This window comes from Mesorhizobium wenxiniae (assembly GCF_002284535.1).
GTDB lineage: Bacteria > Pseudomonadota > Alphaproteobacteria > Rhizobiales > Rhizobiaceae > Mesorhizobium > Mesorhizobium wenxiniae.
In genome coordinates, this window is record NZ_NPKH01000030.1 from 129482 (window position 1) to 142450 (window position 12969).

The 12969-nt window shown below is 62.3% G+C and carries 15 protein-coding genes; 4 read left to right on the plus strand and 11 right to left on the minus strand.

The window, feature by feature from the left end; all coding sequences use genetic code 11:
- Positions 1–4: 4 nt before the first annotated feature.
- From CIT31_RS24710 to CIT31_RS24720, 3 genes are all read left to right on the plus strand, one after another.
- Positions 5–724, plus strand: a complete 720-nt coding sequence (locus CIT31_RS24710) for a response regulator (RefSeq protein WP_023798507.1) — start codon at positions 5–7, stop codon at positions 722–724.
- The gene (locus CIT31_RS24715; protein WP_101918713.1) at positions 721–2202 is read left to right on the plus strand and encodes an ATP-binding protein; all 1482 of its coding nucleotides are present in this window, start codon (positions 721–723) and stop codon (positions 2200–2202) included. Before CIT31_RS24710 ends, CIT31_RS24715 begins: the two co-directional genes overlap by 4 nt.
- Before the next feature lie 295 nt (positions 2203–2497).
- The gene (locus tag CIT31_RS24720) at positions 2498–2863 is read left to right on the plus strand and encodes a c-type cytochrome (protein ID WP_165778545.1); all 366 of its coding nucleotides are present in this window, start codon (positions 2498–2500) and stop codon (positions 2861–2863) included.
- Between the two features lie 39 nt (positions 2864–2902).
- Here the strand turns inward: CIT31_RS24720 and CIT31_RS24725 are convergent, their stop codons facing one another.
- Complete coding sequence (locus CIT31_RS24725; RefSeq protein WP_095520752.1) at positions 2903–3478, minus strand: Spy/CpxP family protein refolding chaperone; 576 nt, start codon at positions 3476–3478, stop codon at positions 2903–2905.
- 69 nt (positions 3479–3547) lie between these two features.
- Here CIT31_RS24725 and CIT31_RS24730 point away from each other — a divergent pair, with 69 nt between their 5' ends.
- Positions 3548–4078: a Crp/Fnr family transcriptional regulator gene (locus tag CIT31_RS24730; protein ID WP_165778546.1), complete on the plus strand. Its 531-nt coding sequence runs from the start codon at positions 3548–3550 to the stop codon at positions 4076–4078.
- A gap of 19 nt (positions 4079–4097) precedes the next feature.
- Here CIT31_RS24730 and CIT31_RS24735 read toward each other — a convergent pair whose 3' ends face one another.
- From CIT31_RS24735 to CIT31_RS24780, 10 genes are all read right to left on the minus strand, one after another.
- Positions 4098–4583 carry a c-type cytochrome gene (locus tag CIT31_RS24735; RefSeq protein ID WP_245316445.1) on the minus strand — a complete coding sequence of 162 codons (486 nt, stop codon included), beginning with the start codon at positions 4581–4583 and terminating at the stop codon, positions 4098–4100.
- Positions 4584–4607: 24 nt separating this feature from the next.
- Positions 4608–5468, minus strand: a complete 861-nt coding sequence (locus tag CIT31_RS24740; protein ID WP_095520754.1) for a WD40/YVTN/BNR-like repeat-containing protein — start codon at positions 5466–5468, stop codon at positions 4608–4610.
- A 244-nt stretch (positions 5469–5712) separates the two neighbouring features.
- Entirely contained in the window at positions 5713–5997 is a 285-nt protein-coding gene (locus CIT31_RS24745; RefSeq protein WP_065009385.1) for a copper-binding protein, read from the minus strand.
- Positions 5998–6023: 26 nt separating this feature from the next.
- Positions 6024–6512, minus strand: a complete 489-nt coding sequence (locus CIT31_RS24750) for a cupredoxin domain-containing protein (protein WP_095520755.1) — start codon at positions 6510–6512, stop codon at positions 6024–6026.
- A 43-nt stretch (positions 6513–6555) separates the two neighbouring features.
- Complete coding sequence (locus tag CIT31_RS24755; protein ID WP_095520800.1) at positions 6556–7914, minus strand: multicopper oxidase family protein; 1359 nt, start codon at positions 7912–7914, stop codon at positions 6556–6558.
- 16 nt (positions 7915–7930) lie between these two features.
- Complete coding sequence (locus tag CIT31_RS24760) at positions 7931–9388, minus strand: TolC family protein (RefSeq protein ID WP_095520756.1); 1458 nt, start codon at positions 9386–9388, stop codon at positions 7931–7933.
- A complete protein-coding gene (locus tag CIT31_RS24765; protein WP_095520757.1) occupies positions 9385–9618 on the minus strand; it encodes a hypothetical protein in 234 nt (77 codons plus the stop codon). The genes CIT31_RS24760 and CIT31_RS24765 overlap by 4 nt, the downstream gene beginning before the upstream one ends.
- Positions 9619–9699: 81 nt before the next feature.
- A complete protein-coding gene (locus tag CIT31_RS24770; protein ID WP_133116205.1) occupies positions 9700–10200 on the minus strand; it encodes a hypothetical protein in 501 nt (166 codons plus the stop codon).
- A 7-nt stretch (positions 10201–10207) separates the two neighbouring features.
- Positions 10208–10645: a YqaA family protein gene (locus CIT31_RS24775; protein ID WP_095520759.1), complete on the minus strand. Its 438-nt coding sequence runs from the start codon at positions 10643–10645 to the stop codon at positions 10208–10210.
- A 26-nt stretch (positions 10646–10671) separates the two neighbouring features.
- Positions 10672–12675, minus strand: a complete 2004-nt coding sequence (locus tag CIT31_RS24780; RefSeq protein WP_095520760.1) for a multicopper oxidase domain-containing protein — start codon at positions 12673–12675, stop codon at positions 10672–10674.
- Positions 12676–12969: the final 294 nt, after the last annotated feature.

Consider the following 12969-nt stretch of genomic DNA (forward strand, 5'->3'; position numbering starts at 1 on the left):
TTGCATGGAAGTGGCGCAGCACATCGCGGTCGTCGACGACCACAGGGACATCCGCGACCTCGTCGGGAAATACCTCACCCAGCAAGGTTATCGCGTCAGCGTCGCCGACAGCACGGCCGCGCTCAAGCGGCTGCTCGACCGCAGCCTGCCCGATCTCATCGTCCTCGACGTCATGATGCCTGGCGAGGACGGAATTGCCGCCTGCCGGCACGTGCGCGGGACGGTCGACGTTCCGATCATCTTCCTTACCGCCATGGCCGAGGAGGTCGACCGGATCGTCGGCCTGGAGATCGGGGCCGACGACTACCTGACCAAGCCGTTCAATCCCCGGGAATTGCTGGCGCGGATCAAGGCCGTGCTAAGGCGCGTCCACAGCCTGCCGCCGCAGCGCGGTCGTCTCAAATCGAACGCGCTTCGGTTCGACCGCTGGACGCTGAATGTCGGCCGCCGCGAGCTGGTCGGGCTCGACGGCGTGGCGGTCGCGCTCAGCACGGCCGAATTCCGCCTTCTCACCGCCTTTATCGAGCATGTCGGGATCGTGCTCAGCCGGGATCAGCTGCTCGACCTCACCGTCGGGCGCTCGGCCGACGGTTTCGACCGGGCCGTCGACAACCAGGTGAGCCGGCTGCGCAAGAAGATCGAGGCGGACCCGAAGAATCCGATGCTGATCAAGACGCACTGGGGCGGCGGCTACTGCTTCACCGCGGAGGTGGCCCAGGCATGATGCTGTTCTGGAAACGCAGCCTGGCGGCCCGCTTCCTGATGCTGGTGCTGCTTGCGCTCGCCCTGTCGCAGGCGATCACCTTCCTGATCTCGTGGGACGAGCGTGGGCAGGCGCTGCAGGCGGCGGCCAAGGGCGAGTTCGTCAGCCGCACGTCCTCGCTTGCCATTTTGCTGGACACGACGCCGCCCTCGCTTCGACCCGACATCCTCACCGTCAGCGGCACGGCCTATACGCGCTTCTGGACCTCGCACGACGGACCGAGCAATCCCCTCGCCTGGCAACAGGAGGCGTTGACCCAACTCGCCAAGCCGCTGCCCGGCATTGCCGCCAAATATGCCGCCTACATGAACGGGCAGGCATCGAACGCGGTCGCTGCCGCCGACCCTTCGGTGCCGCCGCGCATACTGGACCTGTCCGGCAGTGGCAGCCCGTTCACCCGACCTGCCAAGTTCCTTTATATGGACGGCGCCCCAAACGGCATGGGGCTTTCCGTCCGCCTCGATGACAGCACCTGGCTGAACGCCGCCTACGCCAAGGTGATGCCGAGCGCCTTCTGGACGACGCAATCGGCGATATCGCTGGCGCTCACCGCACTCATCCTGTCCGCGATAGCGATTTTTGGGGCGCAGGCAATCGCGCGTCCGCTGCGACGGCTCGCCAATGCCGCCGAACTGTTCGGCCGCGGCGAGGCGGTGCCGCGGCTGCCGGAATCCGGGCCGGACGACATCCGCCAGACCGCCGAGGCGTTCAACCGCATGCAGGAGCGCCTGCAGCGCTTCGTCGAGGACCGCACGCGCATGCTGGCGGCGATCAGCCATGACTTGCGCACGCCGCTGACCTCGCTCCGGCTGCGCGCGGAGTTCGTCCAGGATCACGATCTTCAGGAAAAGATGCTGAAGACCATCGAGGAGATCCAGACGATGACGGAAGCGGCGCTCGCCTTCGCGCGCGAGGACGCAGCAGTAGAGGAGACGCGAACCGTCGATCTTTCGGCGCTGGTCGGCAGCCTCTGCGACGATCTCGCAGAGCTGGGCCAAAACATCACCGTCAGCGACGGGCCCAAGGTGCTGTATCGCTGCCGGCCGGACTCTCTGCGCCGGGCGATCCGCAACCTCGTCGAAAATGCCGTCCGCTACGGCGAGCGGGCCAAGGTAAGCCTGGTCAGGAGTGCCGACAGCCTGGACATCGTGATCGAGGACGCCGGACCCGGTATTCCGCCAGGCGATATGGAACAGGTGTTCGCCCCCTTCTTCCGCCTGGAGCAGTCGCGCAACCGGGAGACCGGTGGCGTCGGGCTCGGCCTGTCGATTGCCCGCGCCATCGCCCGCCACCACGGCGGCGACATCGTGCTGGAAAACCGCAGCAACGGCCTTCGCGCGGTCATCAGGCTGCCGCTGATCGACATGGCCAAGCAGCTTGCCCCGGCGCCAGTGCCCGAGACGAGCCCTCCGACCGGACTGCGATCCTTGCCGGCTTGACCGAAACCCATCCCCCGATCGGAACTCCCGCGCTGTTGCGCCGTGGTCGATCGATGTCGTCGAAACGAAGGGAAAGTCGTCACCCGTATCCTCCCCGGTGCCTCCCCGACCCAGCCGCCGCCGTCGCTGTTGAGTGGCTGGTCCTGCCGGAAGCTTCCGGCCACCAGCAAAGCCCCTCCCTTCAACGTTCCGCAGAGGTCATCCAATGAGCCATTCACAAGCCACGACACGCAACCAATTTATTTCCGTTGGAGTAGCGATCGCATCCCCGGCCACGTCGATCACGCGAGCGCGTATGTCCCTGGCTGCGCTTCTGGCAGCCGGCGGCCTGCTGTTACCGATCGCCGCTTCCGCGCAGCAGGCCGACGGCGAGCGGCTGTTCCGGCAGCGCTGCGGGGCCTGCCACAGCCTGGAGCCCGGCCAGAACAGAGCCGGTCCGCATCTTTCGGGCCTCATCGGCCGACAGGCCGGCAGCGTCGAGGGCGCTCGCTATTCGGCCGCGCTGCGGGAGTCCGGCATCGTCTGGGACGGTGGTACCCTCGATACTTTCCTTGCGGCTCCGCGCCAGAGGGTTCCGGGCACGTCGATGACAGTGGGCGTTCCCAATGCTGCCCAGCGCGCCGCCATCATCGGCTATTTGGAAGGTGTGGTCGCGCAATAGTGTCCGCTGATGAAACCAAACGTGCGTGCGGAGCCCTGTTCAATCGACCTGCCCAGAGTATCCGCGAAGCTGTGAGTACCGGCGGATCTGCTCAGGGGTAAGCAATTCGGCCATCTTGAGATGGTAGCGCAGGTGCGCTGCCCGTAGCGCGCCTTGCACGTCGGCGATGGTTTTTGTCATCTCAGCGAGGTGCGCCGAAATTATCTTCCGTTCGGAAAACAAGCGGTCCAGTTCGGTCTCTTTCTCGATGATGCGTCTTCCGAGCGGGATGGTTTCTGCCTTCATCTGATTCAGCAGCGCGTTGGTCCGCGACGCCTGATCATCGGTGAGGCCAAGAGCATCCCGGAGTTCGAGGACATGGGATGGACCCGGATAGGAATTGAGTTCGGCCGCCAGCGCCAGACCCATCCCTCGCCCCGCCAAGAGATCAGCTATCTGCTCGCCCGATAGTGCTTTCACGCTGCGTTTCTCCATCCCGGAATAGGACGAAGTGGCTGGACCCTTTCCTTCAGCGGCCTGGTGATGGTTGATGCTGCCATGCTGCTGTGCCAGCCCGTGAGGGACGGCAAGCAAAATCAGCATGAGGGACAGCACGGCAATGGGGATGCAGTTCATCGAGCGATCTCCGGCGCTTCTTCTTGCGACGTTTGACACAGCCGCAAGAACTGAAACATGATTGCGATCATGTCGGACCTTCTCTTCGACCGATTCCTTGAACTCGCGGAACGCGAGCGATCTCTCCCTGCCGGCAGCGTCCTGTTTCGTATGGACGACCCGGTCTTGTCGCTCTTCCTGGTAACCGCGGGAGAACTGCGCCTTGTCCGGGCACTTCCTGACGGATTCCAGCTGACGTTGCAGCGTGCCGGCTCGACTTCGATCCTGGCCGAGGCTTCGCTGTTTGCGGATCGATACCATTGCGATGCGTTGGCAGCCGAGGAATCGATGGTGCGCGCCGTGCCGATCACCAGGGCGAAGGCGGTGCTCGAAAGCGATCGCGCGCTGGCCTCCGCACTACTGCGACACTTGGCAGGCGAGGTCCACCGGACACGGACGCGGGCCGAGATATTATCCCTGAAATCTGTCGCGGCGAGAGTTAGTGCCTGGATGGCATGCAACGGCGGCGTCTTGCCACCCAAGGGACGCTGGCATCATGTTGCGTCGGAGATCGCCGTTACGCCGGAGGCGTTTTATCGGGAGCTTGCCCGTCGGCGATGATGTGCTGCCACAATGCGGCTCATCGTGCGGACGATTCCCGCCGCGCGAAGACGCGGTTCAGGTCGTCGTGGCGATGGCGCATGTCGTCCGGCCAGCGCGACTTGATATAGGGCAAGGCCGCGATGATATCGGCGTCCGTCAGGATTCCCCCGAAAGCCGGCATACGCGTTTTGTAATCCTTGAGGTTGGCGGCTTCGGCGACGCCGAGTTTCGTTATCCTGAACAACAGTGTGTCCGGGTGGTGCCAGGTGTGACCGTTTTCGTCGTGGGGCGGGGCCGGAAGAAATCCATCCTTGTCCTGCGCTTTCCAGCCCGATTGACCTTCGAGGTTCTTGCCATGGCAAGAGGCGCAATGCGCCACGTAAACGGCCTCGCCGCGCGCGATGACACGGGCATCGTCGGGCTTGAGGATCCCGCCCGACCTGCCGCCGAAAACAAGAACCGCGCAGACCGCCACCAAGGCGGCGAGAGCAAGCACAAGCGCCAGCGCCAGCTTTCCAGTCATCCTACGATCCACTGTGTCACCGCATCAACGACCGAGTTCGGTCCAGTTGACGCCGCCGTCGGTGCTGGCCAGGATGTCACCTTGGTGAGACGCCACGAATATCCGATCCTTGTCGGCCGGATCGACCGCGAGATGCAGCAGGATTCGGTCACTCAAGCCGCTGGAAAGAGGCACGAAGTTCAGAGCAGCCTCCGCGGACCGGACAAGTCCTCGTCCCACCACGAACGCGTAGACGGAACCGTCGGCCGTCACCTCAACGAGACTGACGGGCGCGCCATCGACGACCGTTTCCCAGGTCAGGCCCCCGTTCCTGCTGACCGACAGGCCTCCTTCCGTCGCGGCGTAAATCGTCTCGGCGTCCTTTGCCGATGCGGCAAGGTCGATCAGCTTTTCCGGCAGCGGTCCAACCACCGACCATGTCTTCCCGGCATCGCGGCTCACCTGTAGGCCGCCGTAGGCGCCGTAGAGAACCTGAGGATCGGCCGAGCTGACCGTCAACTGGTGGAAGTCGACCGGCCCGTCTGCACCCGGCGCGATCTGCGTCCATGTCGCGCCGTTGTCGGTCGAGGCGATGAATCCGAGATTACCGCCGCCTGCGGGGTGGCCGCTGGCGTAAAGCGACCTCGGGTCGGATGGGTCCGGAGTGAATCCCATGAAATCCTGCACCGGCGAAATGAGCTCTGCCTTTCCGTCCGACCCGGCGCGAAAGAGACCATGGTGCGTTGCTATCAGGAGCTTGCCGGAATTCTCCCTATCTACGGCCAGCCCGTGGATGTGCGTATGCTCCTTCAGTTGCGAAACGGAGACGGCCTCGGCTCCTGCAGCCGATCCGGTCGAGGTGGCCGCAATCAGACTCGCGACGAGAATTCCCAGGAGTTGTTTCATCTCGTCGCCTCCAACTTCGCCCTAAGCGTCATGACGGGCATGATATCAGAACCGGGATTGCGCTGCATCCGACAAGTCTGCGCAGCCCAGCCCGCCGTCTGACCGACGCGGCGCTGGGCCGCGGAACTGGGCCGCGCAATTACGCCGCCGGTGTTACGCCGCCTAGTTCGGACATCGGCCGCATAGGCTGCCTGCGAATTTTCCGACATCGGATTATTTTTCAACCCGCGGCGCTGGTCCCGGATCACTTGATGCCGGTGACCGTTATGCGTCCGTTGACACGGTCGGCTGTAAACTCGATCGCCTGCCCCGCCTTGACCTTCTCGAGCATACCGCCCTCCGCGACGACGAACACCATCGTCATGGCGGGCATATCGAGATTGGTCAGCGGCTCATGCTTGATCGTCAGTTTCTTCTGTTTGGCGTCGACCTTGATGACTTCGCCCTTCACGTATTCCTGCGCGAGCGCGCTTCCGCCGATGGCGAGCATGAGCGCGAGTGTCGAGAGTGCCTTTACCAATAGTGTCATGATCTGCTTCCTTTGCAGTTTGGCGGTCAGTTGGAGACGGTGATATCGCCCTTCATGCCGGAATCGTAGTGACCCGGGATCAGGCAGGCGAAGCCGAATTCGCCGGCGTTGGCGAACGTCCAGATGATCTCGCCTCTGGCGCCGGGCGCCAGCCGGATTGAGTTGGGATCGGCGTGCTCCATCTCGGGGAACTTCTCCATCAGCGCCTTGTGCTCCATGATCCCCTTATGGACGTCCATGACAAATTCGTGGTCGACTTGGCCCTTGTTGACGAATTTCAGGCGAACGGTCTCGCCCTTCTTCACCCTGAGGACGGCCGGTTGGAACAACATCGTCCCGTCGTCCTTCTCCGACATCGAGATGTTGACAGTCCGCTTTGCCTTGCCAGCTTCACCAGGGTTGCCGATCGGCATCGTGGCGGCTTTGTCGCCATGGCCTCCGGCATGGGTTCCACCGGCAAGTGCTGTTCCCGAACTGACCGCCATTAAGACGGTCGCTGCGATTATGTGTTTCATGCTGCACTTTCTCTCATTGTTGAGGTTGAGGGGTTTCGGTTTCTCATCCCTGTTTGCCGTGACCGCCGTGCGCTGCCGGAGCCATCGTTTTTGCGTCGCCTAATTTCGTCGGAGCGGGGACATCGCCCTTCCATTCGTAAGCCACGGTTCCCTCCGGGTGCTGGTACCAGCCCGGATCGGCGTAATCGTTCGAGGCAAGGCCCTCGCGAACCTTCACGACCGAGAACATCCCGCCCATCTCGATGGCGCCGAATTGGCCCCAGCCGGTCATCATCGGGATCGTGTTGTCGGGAAGCGGCATCTCCATCTCGCCCATGTCGGCCATGCCGCGGTCACCCATGGCCATGTATTCGGGCTGGACCCGGCGGATTTTATCGGTGAGCTTCGAGTTGTCGACGCCAATGAACGTGGGCACGTCATGGCCCATGGCGTTCATTGTGTGATGCGACTTATGGCAATGGATCGCCCAGTCGCCCTCGTATTTGGCATCGAACTCGTACGCCCGCATCGCACCGACCGGAATGTCGATCGACACCTCGGGCCAACGCGCCTCCGGGCGGACCCAGCCGCCATCGGTGCAGGTCACCTCGAAGTCGTAGCCATGCATGTGGATCGGATGGTTGGTCATAGTCAGATTGCCCACCCGGACCCTGACCCGATCATTCTTTGCTACGGGAAGATGGCTGATCCCTGGAAAGACCCGGCTGTTCCATGCCCAGAGATTGAAATCCGTCATCTCCATGATGCGCGGGACGTACGACCCCGGTTCAATGTCGAAAGCGTTCAGCAGGAACACGAAATCGCGGTCCACCCGCATGAATTTCGGCTCTTTCGGATGAATGACGAAGAAGCCCATCATACCCATGGCCATCTGGACCATTTCGTCGGCGTGCGGGTGGTACATGAAGGTGCCGCTCTTCACGAGGTCAAACTCGTAGACGAAGGTCTTGCCCGACGGAATTCCCGGCTGCGTCAGTCCGGTCACGCCGTCCATGCCGTTTGGCAGGATCATGCCGTGCCAGTGGATGGTGGTGTGCTCGGGAAGCTTGTTGGTCACGAAGATGCGCACACGGTCGCCTTCGACCGCCTCGATCGTCGGACCGGGAGATTGACCGTTGTAGCCCCACAGATACGCAGTAGTTCCGGGCGCCAGCTCCCGCTCGACCGGCTCGGCGACAAGGTGAAATTCCTTCACGCCGTTGTTCATACGATGCGGAAGGGTCCAACCATTAAGGGTCACCACCGGCTGGTAGTCGGGCCCGCTCGTCGGGAAGATCGGCGGCTGCATGTCCGGTGACTCCATGACGGCCGCATCCGGCAAGCCCATCGCCGAGGTTTTGGTCCATGCAGTGGCGCCGGCGAGCAGGGCTCCCGCGCCTAGCAACTGGCGTCTTGAAAGCATTTTCTTCTCCTTGAGTTCAGTGGCCTTCGGCGCCCGCTTCGGCCGCGGCCGGTGCGTCGCCGCCCCCGGACGCGCTTGCGCCGCCACCGTGGATGGCGGTTCCGAGATTGACGTAGGCCAGCCAAAAATTGCGCTTGGCATTGAGGGAAAGCATGATCGAGCTGATTTTCGCGCGTGTGTCCGCCAGCAGCTCGAACGTGTTGGTGATCATGCCGTTGTAGGTGAGGACCGACTCCGCCTCGATCTTTGTTCGCAGCGGCACAACATTGTTCTGATAGTGCCGGGCAATGTCGTAAGTCGAACGGTAGGCGTCATAGGCCGATCTAGCCTCCGACCGGATGTTGACCGCCTTTTCAGCCATCCGGTTTGCAGCTTGCATATAGGCAAGCTCGGCCTTGCGCAGGCGTGCCTTGCCGGTGTCGAGGATCGGAATGACGAATTCGAGCTCGAGAGTGGGTGAGACACTCGTCTCCGTTCCGCCCTCCTCCGCCTCCTCGCGTTCCACCTCCACGCCGGAAAGCAGTTCCAGATCGCTGACGTAGCGCGTCGCCTCGGTCAGACCGTAGGATTTGGCCAGCGCTTCCAGCTCGAGTTTCGCGATCTCGAGGTCGACGCGATTTTTTAGCGCCTCCGCCTCGATCGCACGTTTGGCCTTGGCCCTTTTCGGCAAGGCTGGAAGCATGTTGGGGACTGAGTAATCGAGGTCCGGTCCCCATAGACCCATCAGTCGGGTTAGCTCTTCCTTGGCGGTGCGGGCGGCAAGCCGCGCCTCCGCCGCTTGACCGGTGATTTCGGCATAGAAGACGTGTTCGCGGGCTTGGCCGGTCTTTGTGAAGGCGCCCGTCTCGCCAAGTTTTTGAGCGAGTTCGGAGGCAGCGTCAGCGGCGGCTTGCGCCTTGTTCAGATACGAAACGCTCTCCCAGGCTGAGACAGCATTGATCCAGGCCCGCCGCGTGTCCGCGGCCAGTCGTAGCGTTTCTTCGGCGGCGCGGAGCTGGGCCTGACGGAAGCGTGCATCCGCGACTGCGACGCGCCGCTTGTGTGTCGCCAGCGCAAGGATGTTGCTGACCACAGCTCCTTCAATCGTCCGCACAGGATCGACGCCGATCATGCCGACCGAGATCGTTGGATTGACGAGCATCGATTCCTGCCACATCTCGGCCGCCGAAAGGCCGATCTCGGCGTAGGCAGCCTGCAGGCCCTTGTTGTTGAGCAAGGCGACCTGCACTGCGGTGTCCGGGCCGATCGTCTTCTTCTGGACGAGGCGCTTCACGCGCTCTGAAACCGCCCGCGCTTCCTCGCTGGATTGCACCCACACGGTTTTCTTGCCGATCACGGATTCGGCGCGCGCCGCGACCGTCGTGAAGCCGGCCATCGGGGCTGAGATGCCATCAAGGGGCCCGCTGGTCGTGCATCCGGCTGCGATCAGCGGGATGGTTACCACCACAGCTATGGTCAGGGGCCGGCGCTTCATGATCCGGCTCCCGGGTTTGCAGAGGAGCGTTCTTCATTGAGACGCCGCCAATTCTGCGGATCCACCGGCTCCCGGTGGCGATAGTCGACGACGACCGGGTGGTAGTGTGCATCACGGACGCCGATTGCGGGATCGGCCGGATTGAAGGCGGGAAGGATGTCCGGCGGCGTGGTTGCCGCACATCCGGCAACTAACAGCGATGCGAGCATCGCGGAGCTTGCGATTTTCATTGTAGACCTGAAGCTTGACGTATGCGTTTGGCAGCGCGGGAACGGATTCCCGACGCTGCGCGAACACCCCGAAAGGGCGCGTCAGCTCAGATGTTTGGGGGGCCTTATGAGCGCAGTGTATTCGCCAAGCGGTAAGGTGACGTCAACGACGGGTGCAAAGCAGCGGGAGACAACATGCTCCAAATCAGGGCAGTCGACCGGCACCGCATTTGTCGGCGCGCAATGGACTTCACAGCTCTTGTCGGAGGATTGCTTGTCGCCGTGATGATGCTCTGACGTGTCCGCTTCGTCCGCCGTGGCGCCGTGATGGCCCATGTCATGTGTCTCGGCCTGTACACGCACCACGGCGTCAAAGCCCGTGGCGTTGGCTGTGGTAAACAGTCCAGGCTGGAGAGCCGACATGACCAGGAATACGACCGCCAGCATTGCTCGGACCGGTATGTTTCCCAATATCGAGATTCGACCCACATTCGTCATCGTGCCCTTGGGACAATTGTTCGCGTGATTTGTCAAGTTCGCGTGCGTAAAGTTTGTTGCCAGCAACCAAAAGTGAACGCAGCTGCCTGCTGCGATATCTGCCATTTCGGTTTTACATCAGGCCCAGGACCACCCCGGCGACAACCAGATAACGCGAAATCTTCGCGAGGGCGACGATTGCGACAAAGCTCCATAGCGGCTCGCGCAAAGCCCCAGCCACCACGGTCAGTGGGTCACCGACGATCGGCATCCAGCTTAACAGAAGCGACCATCTTCCATAGCGGTGATACCATTTCGTGGCGCGGTTGAGCGTCGCGGGACGCAGCGGAAACCAGGGCCTGTCCCGGAAGCGTTCGATCCCTCGACCAAGCCCCCAGTTCACCACAGAACCCAGGACGTTGCCCAGGCTGGCGACAACAACCAGCATTGCGGGCGAGAAGGAATCCATGGCGAGGAGCCCTGCAAGTGCGGCCTCCGACTGCGCCGGGAGAATGGTCGCCGCAGCGAAGGCAATAGCAAACAGGCCGCCGTAGATGGCAAGGATATCCATCTATGTTTCGCCTTGCGGAGCGGGCTTCAGGGTTGCACATCGATTACGACCATCAGTCCGCCACCGCCCTTCTCTTCGACATTGTTGTTGGTCGTATGATGCCCGATATGGCAGTGGATCAGCCATTTTCCGGGCCGACGTGCCTGCCAGACGACATCGTAGCGTTGCCCTGGTCCGACGTTGACTGTATCGGCGAGGAACCGCGCCGACTCCGGGATAGTCTCGCCGTCGCGGGCGACAACTTCGAATGGACCGCCGTGGATGTGCATCGGGTGGATAAACCCATTGTTGGTGCCGATGAAGCGCACCTTCAGAGTTTCGCCGACTTTCATCCTGATCGTGTCCGTCGAAGGATAGGCGCGGCCGTTTATGGTGAAGTAATTCGGCTGTCCGCCGTCCATCGGCATCGACGGAAAAGTCAGCCCCTCCCGCATCAGCCATTCCTGAAGCTGAATAATATAGTCGTGGTCTGCCGCAATCTCGTCCTGGGGATTGGCGGGATCGATGATGAGTGCGCCGTAGAGTCCGAGCGCCTGCTGGCGATCGACATGGTCATGCGAGTGATAGAAGTAGGTCCCCGATTGGCCCGCCGTGAATTCATATCGGTAGCTGCCGCCGGGCGGGATCGGCTCCTGCGTGATCTCGGCCGGGCCATCCATTTCGTTCGGCAGGATCAACCCGTGCCAATGGAGCGTCGTACTCTCCGGCAGCCGATTCGTCACATTGATGCGCACCAGGTCGCCTTGCCGGATATGCAGCCGCGGGCCGGGAACCTGCCCGTTGATCGCATAGGCGTCGACTTTCACGTCCGGCAGGATCGCCCAGCGGATGACCGAGGTTTCCAGGTCGAACACCTTTACCCCGTTCTCCATCCTGGCTTCCAGTTCCCGGTCGCCGCGAACTTCCAAGCCATGGCTGGCCGTGATCAGGCGAGGATGCACGGCGGCCATGTCCAGCATCGCTGCAGCCGGCGTGTCGCGGTCCATGATCATGCCGGGCGGCATGATGGCGCCGCCTACGTCTCGCGCGCTGAGGGTGAGGTTCACCCAGTTGGCCGGAGCGATCATGCCGAGCGCCAGTGCAAGTACGGACACGCCGCCCAAGGCCGCGAGTTGCGGCACAGTTGCATCCGGTTCCATGCCGTGACCGCCATGCATACCACGCGACCCGCCTCCCCGATTGCCGTGGGAGAAGTCATAGCTGGATCCATGATGGCCGGCTCCGGAGTTATCGCCTGGGTTGCCATGTCTGGGGTTGCCGTGTTCGTCAAAGCGCGCGTCAGCGTGACTGTGCCCCGCCATCCCGACTTCCGCGCCGCCATACGCGTGCTCGCGCCTGCCTTCCCTGGCCTTGTCGAATTCCGGTACGCGTTCGGTCATCAGCCCGTGCTTCAGGCCTCGGGCCACCATCCATACGTTAGAAGGATATGCGGTGATGAAGCCGACGATCACGCCGAACGACATGACACCCCAGAACAGGAGCTCGGTCGGCTCCATGGCCCGCATGTCGCTGCCCATCATGAGGAAGCTCATGACCGGCGCCATGCCCGCCATCATGAAATTCATGCTGATGAATTCCGGCATGAAGCTCTTGCGGACATTCTCCCAATAGGTGCCGCCCATCATCGATTTCATGAACAGCGACTGGAAGATGAACAGGCCGAAGGCGAATCCGGCAACATACTCAACGATGAGATCGATCCACATTGGCAACCCGAGCGCGGCGGTGATTGCCGCCGCGAGGATGATGCCGGTGGCGTCTCCGGCGACGCAGTGGATCGTCGAGCCGACGCCTTGCTTCCACAGCGGCTTGGTGAACGCCTCGTGTTCGCCCGGCCGCGGCTCCTTGTCGGCCAGCACGTAAATCAGCAGCCCCAGCGGCCCCATATAGAGCGTGACCAGGATGAACCCCCATTTCATCACCACGGGTTCGGGGTTGTTGCGGAACTGGTCCCACGCAACATAGGCCGTGCTCAGGCCCGCCAGAACGAACCAGACTGCGAGGAAGTAGTCGACGGGCTGTACGAACATTGCAGGATTCCTGTCGGTTTTCTCTCCATTGACCTAGGGCGGCGGACTGTTTCGGCCGCCTTCTTGAACGCGCCGCGTCATAGCCCACCTGCGTAGAACTCCCGAGATGATGTTGGCGGCGAAACCACGCGATAAGCCTTCCAGTTGCTGGAAGGTCAAGAGTTGCCGTTCAGCTGTGGCCGATCCGTCGTTCCAAGCAAGGCACGAAGTTCCACGGGCATTCTCTGCTGCTTGACTCTTCGTTTTTTTCGCGGCACTTTCGATCAATAGGTCAGACCAATTTACCGATCCGAG

What these genes read in the sequence shown, in the direction of transcription:
- CIT31_RS24710 (WP_023798507.1), top strand. Translation starts at nt 5, where the DNA reads ATGGAAGTGGCGCAGCACATCGCGGTCGTCGACGACCACAGGGACATC.
- CIT31_RS24715 (WP_101918713.1), top strand. Translation starts at nt 721, where the DNA reads ATGATGCTGTTCTGGAAACGCAGCCTGGCGGCCCGCTTCCTGATGCTG.
- CIT31_RS24720 (WP_165778545.1), top strand. Translation starts at nt 2,498, where the DNA reads ATGTCCCTGGCTGCGCTTCTGGCAGCCGGCGGCCTGCTGTTACCGATC.
- CIT31_RS24725 (WP_095520752.1), bottom strand. Translation starts at nt 3,478, where the DNA reads ATGAACTGCATCCCCATTGCCGTGCTGTCCCTCATGCTGATTTTGCTT.
- CIT31_RS24730 (WP_165778546.1), top strand. Translation starts at nt 3,548, where the DNA reads ATGTCGGACCTTCTCTTCGACCGATTCCTTGAACTCGCGGAACGCGAG.
- CIT31_RS24735 (WP_245316445.1), bottom strand. Translation starts at nt 4,583, where the DNA reads ATGACTGGAAAGCTGGCGCTGGCGCTTGTGCTTGCTCTCGCCGCCTTG.
- CIT31_RS24740 (WP_095520754.1), bottom strand. Translation starts at nt 5,468, where the DNA reads ATGAAACAACTCCTGGGAATTCTCGTCGCGAGTCTGATTGCGGCCACC.
- CIT31_RS24745 (WP_065009385.1), bottom strand. Translation starts at nt 5,997, where the DNA reads ATGACACTATTGGTAAAGGCACTCTCGACACTCGCGCTCATGCTCGCC.
- CIT31_RS24750 (WP_095520755.1), bottom strand. Translation starts at nt 6,512, where the DNA reads ATGAAACACATAATCGCAGCGACCGTCTTAATGGCGGTCAGTTCGGGA.
- CIT31_RS24755 (WP_095520800.1), bottom strand. Translation starts at nt 7,914, where the DNA reads ATGCTTTCAAGACGCCAGTTGCTAGGCGCGGGAGCCCTGCTCGCCGGC.
- CIT31_RS24760 (WP_095520756.1), bottom strand. Translation starts at nt 9,388, where the DNA reads ATGAAGCGCCGGCCCCTGACCATAGCTGTGGTGGTAACCATCCCGCTG.
- CIT31_RS24765 (WP_095520757.1), bottom strand. Translation starts at nt 9,618, where the DNA reads ATGAAAATCGCAAGCTCCGCGATGCTCGCATCGCTGTTAGTTGCCGGA.
- CIT31_RS24770 (WP_133116205.1), bottom strand. Translation starts at nt 10,200, where the DNA reads ATGGCAGATATCGCAGCAGGCAGCTGCGTTCACTTTTGGTTGCTGGCA.
- CIT31_RS24775 (WP_095520759.1), bottom strand. Translation starts at nt 10,645, where the DNA reads ATGGATATCCTTGCCATCTACGGCGGCCTGTTTGCTATTGCCTTCGCT.
- CIT31_RS24780 (WP_095520760.1), bottom strand. Translation starts at nt 12,675, where the DNA reads ATGTTCGTACAGCCCGTCGACTACTTCCTCGCAGTCTGGTTCGTTCTG.